The sequence below is a fragment of the Actinomycetospora endophytica genome (assembly GCF_021026375.1).
Classification (GTDB): Bacteria; Actinomycetota; Actinomycetes; order Mycobacteriales; family Pseudonocardiaceae; genus Actinomycetospora; species Actinomycetospora endophytica.
This window is the reverse complement of the sequence record NZ_JAJNDB010000002.1, coordinates 150,734-167,846: the sequence shown is the minus strand read 5'-3', so window position 1 is coordinate 167,846 and position 17,113 is coordinate 150,734. Positions and strand designations below refer to the sequence as shown.

Sequence of the window (17,113 nt, the reverse complement as noted above, 5' to 3'; positions counted from 1 at the left end):
GATGTCCGGTTACGCCCTGGTGGGTGATCAGTGGTCCGGGGCGGGCGGGGCGTCCTGATCGTCGGGAGTACGACAGCACCACTCGAGGCCCAGCGCGGCCGCCACGAGGACCGCCGCGCCCACGATCCCGATCACCGCGGCGGTCGTGTCCGACGCGGCCGCCGCGACCTGGTCACGCCGGGGCAGCACGTACGCGAGCACCCCGACCCACACCCCGCCGACGAGCGCCCCCGCCACCGCGGAGGCCTTCGCGAGGGCGACCGCCCGGGCCGCGGACAGTGCGTCGACGGGGCGCGCGCCGGGCCGGCGCCGGATCCGGCGGTAGAGCACCACCGCCACCCCGGCCTCGACCAGCCCGAGCACCAGGAACGTCAGCCCCGCCGGGGCGGGCAGCGGGGGCAGCGAGTTGTAGAACAGCCCGACGAGGAGGTTGGCCGCGAGTCCGGCGGCCACCGCGACGACGAGCAGGATCGACGGGCTGGTCCGGGTCGTCACCGGTCGTCTCCCCCTCCTCCGTCGTCGTGTCGCACCACGCCGTCGCGCTCGTCGGCCGGCAGCGCCGCGAGCAGGTCCGCGACCCGTCCGCGACCCGGCACCGTCGTCGTCGGCTCGATCTCCGCCCATGGCACCAGCACGAACGCGCGCTCGGACAGGCGGGGGTGCGGCAACAGCAGGGTCGGGTCGTCGCTGGTCACGCCCGTCCCGGCGTCCTCGACGATGAGCACGTCGACGTCGAGGGTGCGGGGGCCCCAGCGCACGGCCTCCGGTGAGCGGTCCCGGGCCCGGGCCCGCTCGGCGCGCTGCGCCCGGTCGAGCCAGTCGTGCGCGCCCGCGTCCGGGTCGTCGACGGCGACGACGAGGTTGAGGAAGTCGTCCTGGGCCACCCCGCCCCACGGCGCCGTGGTCCAGATCGACGACACCGCCGTCGTCCAGGGGGCGAGGACCTCGAGCGCATGGCGCAGGTGGGCCTCGCGGTCACCGACGTTGGACCCGAGGGAGAGCACGGCGCGCGTCACGACCGGCTCCGCGTGATGCGCACCGCCACGTCGTCGAACGGGCGGGCGATCGGCGCCTGGGGCTTGTGCAGCTCGACCTCGACGCCCGCCACCCGCGGGTCGGAGAGCACCGCCGCGGCGACGTCGGCGGCGACCGCCTCGATCAGCGAGCGCGGCGGTCCCTCGACGACGGCGGCCGCGGCCTCGGCGAGCGCGCCGTAGTCGACGGTGTCGGCGAGGTCGTCGCTGGCGCCCGCGGCGGTGAGGTCGGTCCACAGGACCAGGTCGAGGACGAAGTCCTGGCCGTCGCGGCGCTCGTGGTCGAACACGCCGTGGTGGCCGCGCACCCGCAGGCCCCGCAGCTCGATCCGGTCGGCCGGCCGGTCGCCCGGCCCCGGAGTGCTCACGAGTCCGCCCGGGCCGCCCGGGACGTGCCCCAGTGCCACGCGGCGGCCACCGCCACCGCGTCCAGCGAGGCCGCCACGTCGTGCACCCGGACGCCCCAGGCGCCGGCGTTCGCGACGAGCGCGGTGACCGCCGCCGTCGCGTGCTCGCGCCCCTCCGGGCGGCGTGGCGTGCCCTCGTCGTCGGCGAGCAGGGCGCCGAGGAACCGCTTCCGGGACGCACCGACCAGGATGGGGAAGCCGAGCGAGGTGAAGACGTCCAGCTTGCGCAGCAGCTGCCAGTTGTGGGCGGCGGTCTTGGCGAAGCCGAGGCCGGGGTCGAGCACGAGCAGCGCGGGGTCGACCCCGGCGAGCACCGCGCGGTCGACCTGCTCCACGAGCTCGGCCCGCACCTCACCCACCACGTCCTCGTAGCTGGCGAGCTCCTGCATGCGCTGCGAGGGCCCGCGCCAGTGCATGAGGACCCAGCCCACGCCGGCCTCCGCGACGACCCGGGCCATCTGCGGGTCGGCGAGCCCGCCGGACACGTCGTTGACCAGCTCGGCGCCCGCCTCGATCGCGGCGGCCGCGACCTGGGCCCGCGTGGTGTCGACGCTGACCCGGACCCCGGCGGAGACCAGGTCGGAGACCACGGGCACGACCCGGGCGGCCTCGGTGTCGGCGTCGACCCGGGCGGCCCCGGGGCGGGTGGACTCGCCGCCCACGTCGACGTACGTGGCGCCGCGGACCGACATCGCGACGCCGTGGGCGACCGCGTCGTCCCGGTCCAGCCAGCGGCCGCCGTCGGAGAACGAGTCGGGCGTGACGTTCAGGACGCCCATGACCAGGCAGTGGTTCGGGCGGGCCACCGGCCGGCCGGGACGGGATCCGGACGCGGGCGGCTCGGCTGCGGGCGCCACGCTCAGCCGCCCCGGATGAGTCCGAGGGCCTCGGCGCGGGTGCTCGCGGACGACTTGAGGGTGCCGCGGACCGCGGAGGTCGTCGTCCGCGACCCCGGCTTGCGCACCCCGCGAGCCGACATGCACTGGTGCTCGGCGTCGATGACGACGATGACCCCGCGGGCCTCCAGCGTGCGGTCGAGGGCGTCGGCCACCTGCGTGGTCAGGCGTTCCTGGACCTGGGGCCGGCGGGCGTAGAGATCGACGAGCCGCGCGAGCTTCGACAGGCCCGTCACGCGTCCGTCGGGGCCGGGGAGGTACGCCACGTGCGCGAGCCCGTGGAAGGGCAGCAGGTGGTGCTCGCACATCGAGAACATCGGGATGTCCCGGACCAGGACGAGCTCGTCGTGGTCCTCGGAGAACGTCCGCTGGAGCACCGTGTCGGGCTCGGTGCGCAGTCCCGCGAACAGCTCCTCGTAGGCGCGCGCGACCCGCGCGGGGGTGTCCCGCAGGCCCTCGCGGTCCGGGTCCTCCCCGATACCGATGAGGATCTCCCGGACCGCGGCCTCGACCCGGGGCCCGTCGAACCCCGGGACGGAGCCCTCCGCGGGGTCGTGCCCGTTGCTGCGGTCCGCCGTCGACCGGACGGCGTCCTCGCTGGTCGTCACGTCTCCCTCACCCCGGTATTCGCTGCGGGACGGGGCTGGACCTGCAGTCGGACATGAGCCTCCCGCAGGAGGGTGGCCGCCGTTGGTCAGCTCTCCGATCGGCCATCGGGTCGACGACCGTCCGGATCACCGTACGGGTTCGGTGCACCCTCGCCGGGTGAGTTGAACGACCCACCGTTCGAGGGGTCCGCGTCGGGAGCGTTGCGCCACCCGGACGACGGGGCTCCGTCCTCCGGCGCCGCGTGCTGTCCGCCGGACGAGTTCCAGCCACCTGGCGACGAGCCGGTGCCGTGCTGGCCGTACGGACGCTGGCCCGGCTCCCAGGAGGTGCCGCGCGGCGTGGTCGCCGGGGTCCACCCGGGCGGGGCACCGTAGTTCGGCGGGACCGACGACGGCGGCTGCGAGGAACCACCCGTGCGGTACACGTCCGGGATGCCCCAGCCCGACTGGCCACGGCCCGAGGAGTCGCCGGCCTGCCGACCCTGGTCCGCGCCCGGCCCAGCGGCCGTGGGTGTCCCGACCGGCGGCGTGTTCGGGGCGCCCCAGCCGTTCTGCCCGGGGTTCTGGCCGGCGCCGTTCGGGCCGGGCCCGTACTGGCCCGAGCCGTTCTGCGCGGAGCCGTTCTGCGCCGAGCCGTTCTGGCCCGCACCGTGCCCGTTGCTGCCGGAGCCGACGCGCGCCGGCTCGCGGCGCTCGTCCTCCGGCGGCCACGGCTCGCCGCGCTCGGTCGCGATCTCGCGCCGCGTCTTGATCGGCGGGCGGTCGGACGGGGTGCGCTCGCCGAAGTCGTTGAACGCGGTGATGCGGGGCCGCTTGGTGACCGAGGCGAACAGCCGCTCGAGGTCCTTGCGCTGCAGCGTCTCGTGCTCGATCAGCTCACCGGTCAGCGTGTCGAGCGCGTCGCGGTGGGTGTTGAGGATCTCCCACGCCTCGGTGTGCGCCGCCTCGATGAGCTTGCGCACCTCCTCGTCGATCTCGTGGGCGACCTCGAGCGAGTAGTCCGACTGCTTGCCCGCGGTGCGGCCGAGGAAGGGCTCGCCCTGCTCCTGGCCGTACTTCACCGCGCCGAGCTTGGCGCTCATGCCGTACTCGGTGACCATCGCGCGGGCGATCTTCGTCGCCTGCTCGATGTCGGAGGACGCCCCGGTGGTCGGCTCGTGGAACACCAGCTCCTCGGCCGAGCGACCGCCCATCGCGAAGACCAGGCGCGCGATCATCTCGGAGCGGGTCATGAGCTCCTTGTCGTCCTCCGGGACGACGAGGGCGTGGCCGCCGGTGCGACCGCGCGGCAGGATCGTCACCTTGTAGACCGGCTCGATGTCCGGCATCGCCCAGGCGGCCAGCGCGTGGCCCGCCTCGTGGTACGCGGCGACCTTCTTCTCCTGCTCGGAGATGATCCGGCTCTTGCGGGCCGGGCCGCCGATCACGCGGTCGACCGACTCCTCGAGCGCGGCCCCCGTGATCTGCTGCTGGTTCAGCCGGGCCGTGAGCAGCGCGGCCTCGTTGATGACGTTCGCGAGGTCGGCGCCGGAGAACCCGACGGTGCGCTTGGCCAGCCCGTCGAGGTCGGCGTCCGGCGCCAGCGGCTTGCCCTTGGAGTGCACGTCCAGGATCGCGCGCCGACCCGCGAGGTCGGGCGCCGCGACCGGGATCTGGCGGTCGAAGCGGCCGGGCCGCAGCAGTGCCGGGTCGAGGATGTCGGGGCGGTTCGTCGCGGCGATGAGGATGATCCCGCCGCGCGCGTCGAAGCCGTCCATCTCGACGAGCAGCTGGTTCAGGGTCTGCTCGCGCTCGTCGTGACCGCCGCCCATGCCCGCACCGCGGTGGCGACCGACGGCATCGATCTCGTCGACGAACACGATGCAGGGCGAGTTCTGCTTGGCCTGCTCGAACAGGTCACGGACACGCGAGGCGCCGACACCGACGAACATCTCGACGAAGTCCGACCCGGAGATCGTGTAGAAGGGCACCCCGGCCTCGCCCGCCACCGCGCGGGCGAGCAGCGTCTTACCGGTGCCGGGCGGGCCGTAGAGCAGCACGCCCTTCGGGATCTTCGCGCCGAGCGCCTGGTAGCGCGTCGGGTTCTGGAGGAAGTCCTTGATCTCGTAGAGCTCTTCGACGGCCTCGTTCGCGCCCGCGACGTCACCGAAGGTCGTCTTCGGCATGTCCTTGTTGAGCTGTTTCGCCTTGGACTTGCCGAACGAGAGGACGCGGTTCCCGCCGCCCTGCGCGTTCATCATCCAGAACAGCAGCACCAGGACGAGGCCGAGCGGGATCAGGTAGATCAGCATCTGGCCGAGCAGGGACTCCTGGGTCACCTGCGTGTCGAACCCGCCGCGCGCCGGGTTCTGGCGCAGCTCGGCGAAGATCTGACTCCCGGCGGCCGCCGGGTACTGCGCGTAGATCTGGTTGGTGCGGACGGGGGCCCCACTGGTGCCGTCCGCCGGCGGCACGTCCACGGGGTTGACCAGCGTCATCCGCAGACGCTGCTCCTTGTCCTCGAGCGTGACGTCCGCGACGTTGTGCGCGTCGATCTGCGTGAGGGCGAGGGACGTGGACGCCTGCGTGTAACCGCGGGTGTCGCTGAACAGCGACGACACGGCCAGGTAGACGACGAAGAGCACCACGATCCAGATCAGTGGATTGCGGAGCAGGCGCTTGCGGTCCATGCGGTGGCGGCCGGTGCGGCCTCGACCCTCCCCGGGTTGACTGCTGCCGTGTCGTCTCCCGGACGCGGCGTGACGGCGCAGGCGCCGTCTCGACGACGGCGACCCCGCGACGCCTGCCCGTCCGGGCTGCGTTCCAGGGAAGCCCTGATCTGCTCAATGTACCCCGGAGCACCGACACCCGGTCGTCCGCGGCGGCCGTCCGGCGTCACCGCGGCGTCCGCCGGGCGCGAACGTCCGACGCCCACCTACTCAGCGTCGTCGTGCGGTCCCGAAGAGCCCCCGGCTGATCTCCCGGCCCGCGGCGCTCGCGGCCGAACGGAGGAACGACTTCACCATCGGGTTCGACATCGCCTGCTCGAAGATCCCGGGGCCCTCGTGTTCCTCCTGCCGCGGGGCCTCCGGCGGCGGGGCCTGCGGCGCGGGGGCCTGGGGCGCGGGAGCCTGCGCCTCGGCCGGGGCGCTGGTGGCCCCGGTGCGCGCCGAGAGCCGCTCGTAGGCCGACTCCCGGTCGATGGTCTCGCCGTACTTGCCCCAGATCGGCGACGCCTTCGCCGACTCCGTCACCGCGGGCTCGCCGATGGCGGCCATGAGTGAGCGCGGGGCCCGCAGCCGCGTCCAGGCGACTGGGGTCGGGGCGCCCCGCTCCGAGAGCACGGTGACGATGGCCTCGCCGATCCCCAGCGAGGTCAGCGCCGTCTCGATGTCGTAGACCGCCGACTTCGGATAGGTCCGCGCGGTCCGGGTCAGCGCCTTCTGGTCGTCCGGGGTGAACGCGCGCAGCGCGTGCTGCACCCGGGCGCCGAGCTGGGACAGCACGTCGTTGGGGATGTCGGTGGGCAGCTGCGTGCAGAAGAAGACGCCGACGCCCTTCGACCGGATCAGCTTCACCGTCTGCTCGATGCGGTCGAGGAACGCCTTCGACGCGTCGGCGAAGAGCAGGTGCGCCTCGTCGAAGAAGAAGACCAGCTTCGGCTTCTCGATGTCGCCGGCCTCCGGGAGGTCCTCGAACAGCTCCGCGAGCAGCCACATGAGGAAGGTGGAGAAGAGCGTGGGGTCCGCCTGCTGGTCGGCCAGTTCCAGCAGCGTGACGACGCCCTTGCCGTCCTCGACGGTCAGCAGGTCGGACGGGTCGAACTCCGGCTCGCCGAAGAACTCGTCGCCGCCGCGGGCCTCGAGGTTGACCAGCGCCCGCAGGATGACGCCCGCCGTCGCCGCCGAGACCCCGCCGATGCCCTTGAGCTCGGCCTTGCCCTCGTCGGAGAGCAGGTGCTGGATGACCGCGCGGAGGTCCTTGGTGTCCAGCAGCGCGAGGCCCTGCTGGTCGGCCCAGTGGAAGATCAGGCCGAGGGTCGACTCCTGGGTGGCGTTGAGGCCCAGGACCTTCGACAGCAGGATCGGGCCGAACGCGGTGATGGTCGCGCGGACCGGGACGCCGATCCCGGAGGCGCCGAGCGAGAGGAACCGGACCGGGAAGGCGGTCGGCGCCCAGTCGTCACCGGTCTCCTGCGCCCGCTTGGTCGTGCGGTCGCTCGTCTCGCCGGCGCGCGCGAGCCCGGAGAGGTCGCCCTTGACGTCGGCGAGGAGCACCGGAACCCCGGCGGCCGAGCACTGCTCGGCGAGGTTCTGGAGCGTCTTCGTCTTGCCCGTGCCGGTCGCGCCCGCGACGAGGCCGTGGCGGTTGAGGGTCGCGAAGGGGATGCGGACACGGGCGGACGCGTCGGCGGCGTCGTCCACCACCACCGCACCCAGCTCGAGGGCGGCCCCCTCGGTCGCGTACCCGGCGGCGATCTCGCTGGCGGCGTTCCCGGTCACGAGCGGGAGACTAGCGCCTCGCGCGCGACCGGTCGCCGTTCTCGCGCACCCGGACGTCCTCGCGTCGGCGGGGCCGGTTCGACCTTCCCGGCCGCCTTGATCACCAGCACACCACACAGCCCGCACCCGCCGTCGACGTGCCTGACGTACCCCTCGACGCCGACGAGCCCCTAGACCGGCCGCTACCTCGCCGGCAGGTCCACCCGCGTCGCGATGGTCTCGCCGCGCTGGTCCCGTTCCCCCGCGATCGTGACCTGCGAGCCGACACGCAGTGCGGAGTTTCCACCGGCCGCCGGGGTCGCCACGACGGTGCCCGGGGTCGTCTGCAGCGCGGTCAGCGTCCCGTCGGCCGCGCGGACCGTCACCACCGGCGACCCGCCCGGCGGGGTGTCCACCGACTCGATCACCCCGACGGCGTTCGGCACCGATCCCGGCCCGGTGGCCGGCGCCGTGGCCCGCCCGATCAGCAGACCCGCGGCGAGGAACACGACGGCGCCGAGGACCAGCAGCAGGATGCGGGTCGAACGCGCCATCCCCGGCCGGTTCAGGCGTTCGGCGACGGTCGTGTCGTCCATGGGGCGGTCGAGGACCTCCGCCGACGTGGCGGGGGTGGGCGGGGGCGGCGGGTCCTCCCAGCCGCGGGCGGGCCCACCGCCGCCCCCGACGGTCGCGGGCCCGAAGGCCGGCTGCCGGCTGGGCGTGTGGATCGGGCCGGTGTCGTCGCCCCGGGTCCCGTCCGACGAGGCCGGGGCGCTCTCGCCGACGACGGTCGGCGCCTCGTCCGCCGTCGTCCCCGTCGACTCGTGCGGACGCGACTCGTCCTCCTGCGCCATCCCGGCTCCTCCTTGGCGGTCCGTGCCCGCGCCGTCACTCACGTCGCAGGGCCTCGATCGGGCGCAGACGCGCCGCGCGGCGCGCCGGGTAGCCACCGAAGAACACCCCGATGGCGATGGACACGACGACGGCGGCCACGACGGCCGCGGGCACGACGACCGCGCGGAAGCCGCCCGGCAGCGGGATCAGCGTGCCCGCGATGCCGATCCCGACCCCGATCACGCCGGCCAGGGCCGACAGGATCGTCGCCTCGACGAGGAACTGCCCGAGGATCGCCCCCGGTGTCGCGCCGAGCGCCTTCCGGATTCCGATCTCCCGCGTCCGCTCGGTCACCGAGACCAGCATGATGTTGGTGATCCCGATCCCGCCGACCACGAGCGAGATGGCCGCGATCCCGGCGAGCAGCGCGGAGAGCGCACCGAGCGTCGAGTTGAGGACCTGGGCGATCTGCGCGGAGCTGATCACCTGGTAGTCGCGGTCGTTCGGGTTCGTGATGCCGTGGCGCCGGTCCAGGATCGACTCGACCTCGGACTGGGCGGCGGCCTGCGTGTCCGTCGACTGCGAGCCGATGAGCATCTGGTCGAGGTTCCCGAACCCGGTGAACGTGCTCTGCACGGTCGTGATCGGGGCCAGGACGTTCGAGTCCGGGTTCGACAGCCCGCCGCCCTGGCCCTTGTACTTCAGGATGCCGATCACCTGGAACGGGGCGCCGTTCAGCAGGATGGTCCGGCCGGTCGGGACCGAGCCGACACCGAAGACGTCGTCGGCCACCGTGCGCCCGATCACCGCGACCGGCTTGGCCTGGTCGACGTCGGCCTGGTCGTAGGCGCGTCCCACCTCGACGACCGAGTTCGAGCCGGGGAAGTAGGCCGCGGTGCTGCCGATGACCGTGGCGTTCTCGGAGTTCCGCCCGGCCGCCGCCGTCGTCGTGGTCTGCACGACCGGCGCGACGTAGGTGACGTCGGGGGCGCCCTGCGGGTCGCCGAGCGCCGCGGCGTCCTGGGAGGTCAGCGGACGGGCGGCCGAGCCCGCCGTCGACCCCGCGGTCTCCCCCGGCGAGCGCGCGAACACGGTGATGCTGTTCGCGCCGAGCCCGGAGATCTGTCCCTGGATGTACTGCGCGGCCCCGTTGCCCAGCGACGTCAGCAGGATGACCGCGGCGATACCGATGATGATCCCGAGCATCGTCAGCAGCGACCGAAGCCGGTTGGCCAGCAGCGCCCGGACGGCGAACCGGATGATCTCGACACTGCTCACGAGCGCAGCCCGACCTGGTCGCGCAGGCGCCCGTCGGTCACCACGACCGTCCGGTCGGCGCGTTCGGCGACCTCGCTGTCGTGGGTGATGAGCACGATCGTGCGGCCCGCGGCGTGCAGGCCGTCGAAGAGGCTCAGGACGTCCGCGGTGCTCTGGGAGTCCAGGTTGCCGGTGGGCTCGTCGGCGAGCAGCAGGGCGGGCCCGGTCACCAGGGCCCGCGCCACGGCGACGCGCTGCTGCTGGCCGCCGGAGAGCTCGTTGGGCCGGTGGTCGGCGCGGCCCGCGAGCCCCACGAGATCCAGCGCCGCGAGCGTGCGCTCCCGACGGTGCCGCCGCGAGATCCCCGCGTAGACCATCGGCAGCTCGACGTTGGCGAACGCGGTGGTGCGGGGGATGAGGTTGAACGACTGGAACACGAACCCGATCTGCCGGTTCCGCAGCACCGACTGCTGGCGCTCGTCCAGGTTCGCGACGTCGAGGCCGTCGAGCAGGTAGCGACCCGACGTCGGGGCGTCCAGACAGCCCAGGATGTTCAGCAGCGTCGACTTCCCCGACCCCGACTGCCCGATCACGGCGACGTACTCGCCCCGGCGGACGAGGAGGTCGACCTCCCGCAGGGCGTGCACCGCGGTGTCGCCCTCGCCGTAGACCTTCGACAGGTTCCGGACGTCGAGGACCGCAGGGTCCGCCCCGACGGCGGGGGTCGTCATCGCCCGCCGCCACCGCCGCCGCCGGCACGACCGCCGCCGCTCGGCAGCGGCGCGGGCGCCGAGGTGGGCAGCACGACGAGGTCGCCGGTGGAGAGGCCCGAGGTCACCTGGGTGACGGTGTCCGAGGCCAGCCCGGTGCCGATCGTGCGCTGCACGGTGCTGCCGTCGGGCTGCAGGACCTGGACCGTGGCCGAGCCGGAGTCCGGCCCGCCGACCGGCGTCACCGCCACGGACGGCAGGAACGTCACGTTGTTCGCCTGGCGCGTGGTGATCGAGACGCTCGCCGACATCCCGGGACGCAGTCCCGGCGGCGGCGCCGGCATCAGCACGGCGGTCCCGTACTGCACCGTCGACTGCGAGCCGGGGAGCAGGTTGACCGACGAGACGGTCCCCTGGATCTTCTGGCCCTGCAGCGCGTTCACCGACACCGCGACCGGCTGCCCGTTGGCGACGTTCCCGACGTCGAGCTCGGGCACCTGGGCGAGGACCTGCATCGCGCCGAGGTTGGCGATCGTCATGACGGCGGGCGCGGTCTGGGCCGCGGTGACGCTCGACCCCGCGCTGGCCGTACCGCCGCCCCCGGAGCTCCCGGAGGAGCCGCTCGATCCGCTGCTCCCGCCACTGCTCCCGGAAGAGCCGGAGCTCCCGCCGCTCGACGCGGACTGGCCCGACCCGGCGCCGCTCGAGATCGCCGAGCCGTCCGGCAGCCGCCCGCCGCCGGGGTTACCGGTCGCGGTGTTGCTCATGACGATGCCCTGCGGTCCCGCGAGCTGCCCGACGATCCCGTCGAGGCTCACGACGGTGCCGTCCTCGGGCGCCACCAGGTCCAGGTTCTGCGTCGCCTGCTGGGCGTTGATCTGGCTGGCCTTGTCCTGGTCGAGCTTGGCCCGGGCGCTCCGGACGGCCGCCTCGCCGGGGTCCTCGGAGGTCTGGGCCGTCGAGCCGGACGAGCCGGAGGTCGAGGCCGTCGAGCCGCCGGCCGTGCTGGAGCCCGACGTCGAGCCGGTGGCGGCGGTGCTCCCACCGGTCGTCGAGCCGGTGGCACCGCCGGTCGTCGTTCCGCCGGTGCCCCCCTGCTGCTCGGGCGCCGGGGCGACGTCCTCGACGCCGCGGTTCGACCCGGCGAAGTTACCCAGCAAAAGGCCGTTCTGTTGCGGAGGCTGCGCCGGTGGCGGAGGGGGCGCGTGCCGGACAGGCGGGCCGGGCGGCGGAGGCGGCGGGGGCGGCGGGGGCGCGGGCGCCGCGGGAGCGATCCGAGCAGAGTTCGTAGTGGCCGAGTTGCCGCCAGCCGCGGCCCCACCGGCCGTCATCCCGGTCGCCGTACCAGCGCCGGCCCCGGCCTGCGTCTGCGTCCCCGACGCCGAGGACTGCGACGACTGCGGGTGGTCCTTCTGGTACTCGGCGTCGTCGAGCGCCTGCTCGTCGGACGAGACCAGCGCGTTCGCAGCCTTGAGGTTGGCGTCCGCGTACTCGTTGTCGAGTCGCGCCACCGTCTGCCCCTTGGTGACGTGGTCACCCAGCCGCACCCGGATCTCCGCGATCTTCCCGCTGGTCGAGAAGTTCAGCGTCGCGCTGGAGGCGGAGGTGACGGCGCCGGCGGCGGTCACCGTCTCGGCGACCGTGCCCCGCCCGACCGGCGTCGTGCGCAGCCCCGTGTCCGTGCTCGACGAGGACTTCGTCAGCGCGTACACGGTGCCGCCCGCGGCGAGCAGCAGAACGAGCACGATGGCGCCGTTCACGATCAGGAGTCGGCGGGACCGACCGGGCGTCATGCGCCGCAGACTAGGGCCACATGGATCTGCGGCTGCGCCGGGGGTGTGACGATCCGGGAGCCGACTCCCGAGTGTGTGACGCCCAGGTGACGCTCAGGCGTACACCGAGGGGTGCAGGGTGCCGATGTAGGGCAGGTCGCGGTATCGCTCGGCGTAGTCCAGCCCGAAACCGACCACGAACTCGTTCGGGATGTCGAAGCCGATGTAGCTGACGTCCACGTCGAGCTTCGCGGCCTCGGGCTTGCGCAGCAGCGTGACCACCTGCAGCGAGGCCGGGCCCCGCGACTCGAGGTTCTTCCGCAGCCACGACAGGGTCAGCCCGGAGTCGATGATGTCCTCGACGATGAGCACGTGGCGTCCGGAGATGTCCCGGTCGAGGTCCTTGAGGATCCGCACGACACCCGACGACGAGGTGGCGGACCCGTAGGAGCTGATCGCCATGAACTCGAGCTGGGTGGGGACGGGCAGCCGGCGCGCGAGGTCGGTCATGAACATCACCGCGCCCTTGAGGACGCCCACGAGGAGCAGGTCCGGCTCGTGCGGTCCGGGGTCCCCGTAGTCGGCGGCGATCCGGTCGGCGAGCTCGGCGACCTTGTCCTGGATCTCGTCGGAGGTGATGAGCACGGACGCGATGTCGCCGTCGTACACCTTGAGCGGACTCCTTCGTCGGGCTCGTCGATCTTCCCCAACCGTTCTACGCGCCGGGTCCGCGCGGGGCCCGGCGCACGGCCAGCTTCCCACGCACGCGGGTGACCTCCAAGCCGCCCGGTAGTGACGGTGACCCCTGTCCACGCCACCGGGCGACCAGGGCGTCGACCCCGCGCAGCTGCGCGTCGCCGAACCCGCGCGCCCCGGCAGCGGTCAGCCAGGCCCGCAGGACCCGCCGTCGCACGGCCGCCGGGAGGTCCGCGAGCGCTGCCGCGTCGAGCCGGCCCTCGTCGTCCCGGGCGGCCGCGAGGACCTCGTCGGCCTGGCCGGAGAGCGCGCCGTCGTCGTCGGCGAGCTGCGCCGCGGTGCGGGCGAGCGCCTCCGCGACGCCCCCGGCGAGGACGTCCTCGAGCAGCGGCAGCACCTCGTGCCGGAGCCGGACGCGGGTGTAGCGCGGATCGTCGTTGTGCGGGTCCTGCCAGGGCTCGAGCCCCGCCTCGTCGCAGGCGGCCCGGGTCACGGCGCGGCGGATCCCGAGCAGCGGGCGGCACCACGGCGGGCTCCAGGCCCGCATTCCGGCGAGCGAGCGTGCCCCCGACCCGCGCCCGAGGCCGAGCAGCACGGTCTCGGCCTGGTCGTCGAGGGTGTGCCCGAGCAGCACCGGCGCCCCGCCCCACGCGCGCGATTCCTCGCGCAGCGCCGCGTACCGGGCCCGGCGGGCCGCGGCCTCGGGGCCGTCGCCACCCGCCGTCACCGTCACCCCCGTCACGCGCGCGTCGACCCCGAGCCCGGCGAGCGCGGCGCAGGCCTCGCCCGCCCTCTCCCCCGACCCGGCCTGCAGCCCGTGGTCGACGACGACGCCGTGCACGACGATGCCGCGGGCGGCGCCGACGTGGGCGGTCGCGGCGGCCAGCGCGAGCGAGTCCGCCCCACCGGAGCACGCGACGACGACGGCGGGTGCCGGCACCGCGTCGTCGGGGGCGGGAAGGGCCTCGTCGAGCGCCGCCCGGACCGCGCGACGGATCTCCGCGGTCGCGGGCGGGACGCGGGGCATCGGACGCGCGCGGGGCCGGTCAGCCGTGGACGCGCTTCACCCAGGCCGAGGGGTCGGTGATCTCGGCGCGGCGCGGCAGGGTGTCGGGCGAGGTCCACACGGCGTTGAAACCGTCCATCCCGATCTTGCCGACGACGTCGTCGACGAACACCCGGCCCTGCTCGTACTGCTGGATCTTCGCCTGGACGCCGAGCAGGACCCGCAGCAGCCGGTCGACGGGTCCGCCGCCGCGGCGCCGCGCGGTGAACCGGCGCCGGATGACCTCGACCGAGGGCACCACCGCGGGGCCGACCTCGTCCATGACGTGCTCGGCGTGCCCCTCGAGCAGGGTGGTCAGCGCGAGCAGGCGGTCCAGGATCTCGGTCTGCTCGGGCCCCTGCAGCAGTTCGAGCAGCGAGACGTCGGTGCGGGAGCGCAGCGCCTTGGCGATGTCGGGCAGGCGCTCGAGCGCCGCCGTCACGCCGCTCTCCATGCCGGAGGCGAACGAGGTGACCTCGTCGCGGAAGTGCTCGCGCAGCCACGGCACGGCGGTGAACTGCAGCCGGTGGGTGGCCTCGTGCACGCAGACCCAGAGCGCGAAGTCGTCGGCGTCGACGTCGAGGGCCTCGCGCGCCGCCATGATGTTCGGCGCGACCAGCAACAGCCGGCCGGCGTGCTCCGGCCCGGCGAACGGGTCGTACTGGCCGAGCACCTTGGTGGCCAGGAACGAGAGCAGCCCGCCCATCTGGGCGGCGGCGACGGTCGAGGTCACCTCGCCCGCCGCACGGGTCAGCGCGCTCGGGCTCCCGGAGCGCACCGTCGGCAGCCGGACCTCGGAGGTCAGCTCGGCGATGCCCTCGGTGGCCGAGCTGATCCACCCGGGCCGGTCGACGACGGCGGCCTCCGGGATCGGCAGGTCGACGCCGAGGCCGGTCAGCTCCCGCACGTGCCCCTCGCCGACCCGGGCGCCGTCGGCGAGCCGGGCGACCTCGGCGGCGGCCTCGGCGGCCGAGACCGCGGGCCCCGGCGGGACCAGGCGCGAGCCCGTCGCGGCGGCGAGCCCCCAGCGCACGGGCAGGCCGGTGGTGGCGGTCTCGGGGGCCGCGGCGTCGGGGGTGTCCTGGACGGTCACTCCCCCACCGTACGGCGGCCGGGCTCAGCGGCAGCCGCACCCGCGCAGTGCGGCGGCCAGCGCGTCCAGCCGGGGCCGGGCCCCGACCGGGTCCGGACCGTTGGACATGAACGCGAACACGAGCAGCCGGCCGTCGACGTCGGGCACCACCCCGGCGAGCGCGTTGGTGCCGGTGAGCGTGCCGGTCTTGGCCCGCACCCAGCCGCGGGCGTCGCCGTTCGGGGTCCCCGCGGTGTAGCGGTCGACCAGCGTCCCGGTGCCCGCCGCGACCGGCAGCCCGTCGAGGATCGGGCGCAGCGCCGGCGTGCGCGGGTCGGAGCCGACCGGGGCCGCGGCCGGGGTGAGCACCGACGCGAGCACCGAGGCCGGGATCCGGTCGTTCGTGGACAGCCCGGAGGTGTCGGAGAGCTTCACCGCGGAGACGTCGATCCCGTGCGCGGTGAGGATCTTCGTCACGGACGAGGCGGCGCCCTCGAACGAGGCGGGCGCCCCGGCCTGGCGGGCCACCTCCCGGCCGATCGCCTCGGCCAGGATGTTGTCCGAGTTGGTCAGCGCGGTGTGGATGAGCTCGGTCAGCGGCGGCGACGAGACGCTGCCCAGGGGCGCGGCGCCTGCCGGTGCCTGCCCCTGCTTGACCGCCACCGTGGCGCCGAGCCGCTGGCCGAGCGCCCGCGCGGTGTCCTCGGTCGGGGTGGCCGTGCGGGGGCCGTCGAGCGCGGTCGGGTCGAGCCGGCCGCCGTCGAGCATGGCCGGGACCATCGGGGTGAGGTTGCCGCCGGCGATGTCGGCGGGGTCCCAGCCGGGTGCGAGCGGGGCGCCGCTGTAGCGGGAGTCGTCCACGTACACCGTCGTGAGGGGCTTGCCGCCGCGCGCGGCCTTCACCTGGGCGACCAGGTCGTCGAGGTGGGCGGCGCCGGGGTAGACCGACTGCCGGCCGTCGGGCAGCGAGGACAGCGTCGGGTCGCCGCCGCCGACGAGGACCACCGAGTCGGGGGTCGGGCCGGCCACCACCGTCGTCGTGAACCGGGTCTCGGGATCCAGCGACATGAGCGCGGCGCTCGTCGTCAGGAGCTTGGTCGACGACGCCGGGACCTGCGGCTCGGCCGGGTTGCGCTGCCAGAGCGGGGTCTGCGGGTTCGTCGGGTCGATGACCACCCCGGTGAGGTCGCCGAGCCCGGCGACCTTGCCGTCGAGCACGCCGGCGACGCCCGACGCGGTCGGCGCGGGCCCGTCGGAACCCAGCGCGGTGAGCTGCGGGACGAAGGTCACGGGGGCCGGCGGGTCGACCGAGGCCGACACCGGGAGCCCGAGACGGCGGGCCAGGCCGGGCGCCGTCAGGACCGCGGCGGTCCCGGCGCCGACGACCAGCAGGAGCACGACGAGGCCGATGAGGAGGCGCTGGACGATCTTGCGCGACCTGGGGACGTCGGCGCGGTGGCTGTGCCGACCCCGCCCCTGACCTGGGTCCTCGCCTGACGTGCCGTCGTCACCCGGCGGGGTCGCCCCCGCGCGGTGACCGACACCACTCGCCGTCACGATCCCCTCTCTCCGGTCGGGGTCCGGACTGTCCGATCGTGCGACCAGACCCACTCCCGTCCGTCGTGGCGTGCCGGCCGCGATGCGACACACTAGACGCGACCGACGACGGGTTCCCGGGTCCGGTCGGGTGAGACGGACCCGGGTGCGACGGGGACCTCCCCTCCAGACATCAGATGCGGCCGGAGCCGCGAAGCCGAAGCAGTGAGGACGCGCCGTGGAGTTCGACGTTCTGATCGAGATCCCCAAGGGTCAGCGGAACAAGTACGAGATGGACCACGAGTCCAACCGCCTGCGCCTGGACCGGACCCTCTTCACCGCGACGCAGTACCCGGCCGACTACGGCTACATCGAGAACACCCTCGGCCTCGACGGCGACCCGCTCGACGCCCTCGTGCTCGTGCAGGAGCCGACCTTCCCGGGCTGCCTCATCCTCGCCCGCACCATCGGCATGTTCCGCATGACCGACGAGAAGGGCGGCGACGACAAGGTGCTCTGCGTGCCCGCGGGCGACCCGCGCCAGGAGCACCTGCGCGACATCCACCACCTCTCGGAGTACGACCGGCTCGAGATCCAGCACTTCTTCGAGGTCTACAAGGACCTCGAGCCCGGCAAGAGCGTCGAGGGCGCCTCGTGGGTGGGGCGCAGCGACGCCGAGCAGGAGATCCGCGACTCGCTCAAGCGGGCCGAGCAGCAGGGCGTGCACCACTAGCCGCCCCACCGACGACGACGGGCGCCCCGGGGATTCCCCGGGGCGCCCGTCGT

Annotated in this window: 16 protein-coding genes; 1 reads left to right on the top strand and 15 read right to left on the bottom strand. The window is 74.2% G+C overall.

Translation table 11 applies throughout. The annotated features are described in order from the left end of the window. Positions 1-27 precede the first annotated feature (27 nt). From LQ327_RS11680 to dacB, 15 genes are all read right to left on the bottom strand, one after another. Positions 28-495, bottom strand: coding sequence for a DUF3180 domain-containing protein (locus LQ327_RS11680; protein ID WP_230733559.1), 468 nt, complete (start codon positions 493-495; stop codon positions 28-30). Beyond that, complete coding sequence (folK, locus tag LQ327_RS11675; RefSeq protein ID WP_230733557.1) at positions 492-1,016, bottom strand: 2-amino-4-hydroxy-6-hydroxymethyldihydropteridine diphosphokinase; 525 nt, start codon at positions 1,014-1,016, stop codon at positions 492-494. The genes LQ327_RS11680 and folK overlap by 4 nt, the downstream gene beginning before the upstream one ends. Next, positions 1,013-1,402, bottom strand: coding sequence for a dihydroneopterin aldolase (gene folB / locus LQ327_RS11670; RefSeq protein ID WP_230733555.1), 390 nt, complete (start codon positions 1,400-1,402; stop codon positions 1,013-1,015). The genes folK and folB overlap by 4 nt, the downstream gene beginning before the upstream one ends. Continuing rightward, positions 1,399-2,220 (bottom strand): dihydropteroate synthase, encoded by an 822-nt coding sequence (folP, locus tag LQ327_RS11665; protein WP_230735021.1) that lies wholly within the window; start codon positions 2,218-2,220, stop codon positions 1,399-1,401. Before folP ends, folB begins: the two co-directional genes overlap by 4 nt. Positions 2,221-2,300: 80 nt before the next feature. Continuing rightward, complete coding sequence (gene folE, locus LQ327_RS11660) at positions 2,301-2,945, bottom strand: GTP cyclohydrolase I FolE (protein WP_230733553.1); 645 nt, start codon at positions 2,943-2,945, stop codon at positions 2,301-2,303. A gap of 86 nt (positions 2,946-3,031) precedes the next feature. Further along, positions 3,032-5,614 carry an ATP-dependent zinc metalloprotease FtsH gene (gene ftsH, locus LQ327_RS11655; RefSeq protein ID WP_230733551.1) on the bottom strand — a complete coding sequence of 861 codons (2,583 nt, stop codon included), beginning with the start codon at positions 5,612-5,614 and terminating at the stop codon, positions 3,032-3,034. Between the two features lie 249 nt (positions 5,615-5,863). Continuing rightward, positions 5,864-7,426, bottom strand: coding sequence for a helicase HerA-like domain-containing protein (locus LQ327_RS11650; protein ID WP_230733549.1), 1,563 nt, complete (start codon positions 7,424-7,426; stop codon positions 5,864-5,866). Positions 7,427-7,608: 182 nt separating this feature from the next. After that, the gene (locus tag LQ327_RS11645) at positions 7,609-8,259 is read right to left on the bottom strand and encodes a hypothetical protein (RefSeq protein ID WP_230733547.1); all 651 of its coding nucleotides are present in this window, start codon (positions 8,257-8,259) and stop codon (positions 7,609-7,611) included. A 34-nt stretch (positions 8,260-8,293) separates the two neighbouring features. Then, positions 8,294-9,517 (bottom strand): ABC transporter permease, encoded by a 1,224-nt coding sequence (locus LQ327_RS11640; RefSeq protein ID WP_230733545.1) that lies wholly within the window; start codon positions 9,515-9,517, stop codon positions 8,294-8,296. Further along, positions 9,514-10,227, bottom strand: a complete 714-nt coding sequence (locus LQ327_RS11635) for an ABC transporter ATP-binding protein (RefSeq protein WP_230733543.1) — start codon at positions 10,225-10,227, stop codon at positions 9,514-9,516. Before LQ327_RS11635 ends, LQ327_RS11640 begins: the two co-directional genes overlap by 4 nt. Further along, complete coding sequence (locus LQ327_RS11630) at positions 10,224-11,999, bottom strand: efflux RND transporter periplasmic adaptor subunit (protein WP_230733541.1); 1,776 nt, start codon at positions 11,997-11,999, stop codon at positions 10,224-10,226. Before LQ327_RS11630 ends, LQ327_RS11635 begins: the two co-directional genes overlap by 4 nt. A 93-nt stretch (positions 12,000-12,092) precedes the next feature. Next, positions 12,093-12,647 (bottom strand): hypoxanthine phosphoribosyltransferase, encoded by a 555-nt coding sequence (gene hpt, locus LQ327_RS11625; RefSeq protein ID WP_230733539.1) that lies wholly within the window; start codon positions 12,645-12,647, stop codon positions 12,093-12,095. Positions 12,648-12,693: 46 nt separating this feature from the next. Further along, on the bottom strand, positions 12,694-13,701 hold the full coding sequence (tilS, locus tag LQ327_RS11620) for a tRNA lysidine(34) synthetase TilS (RefSeq protein ID WP_230733530.1): 1,008 nt from the start codon (positions 13,699-13,701) through the stop codon (positions 12,694-12,696). A 19-nt stretch (positions 13,702-13,720) separates the two neighbouring features. Continuing rightward, entirely contained in the window at positions 13,721-14,812 is a 1,092-nt protein-coding gene (locus tag LQ327_RS11615; protein WP_230733523.1) for an Rv3626c family coenzyme F420 biosynthesis-associated protein, read from the bottom strand. 24 nt (positions 14,813-14,836) lie between these two features. Then, positions 14,837-16,348 (bottom strand): D-alanyl-D-alanine carboxypeptidase/D-alanyl-D-alanine endopeptidase, encoded by a 1,512-nt coding sequence (gene dacB / locus LQ327_RS11610; RefSeq protein ID WP_230733522.1) that lies wholly within the window; start codon positions 16,346-16,348, stop codon positions 14,837-14,839. A 217-nt stretch (positions 16,349-16,565) separates the two neighbouring features. Here dacB and LQ327_RS11605 point away from each other — a divergent pair, with 217 nt between their 5' ends. Beyond that, on the top strand, positions 16,566-17,060 hold the full coding sequence (locus tag LQ327_RS11605; RefSeq protein WP_230733520.1) for an inorganic diphosphatase: 495 nt from the start codon (positions 16,566-16,568) through the stop codon (positions 17,058-17,060). Positions 17,061-17,113 lie beyond the last annotated feature (53 nt).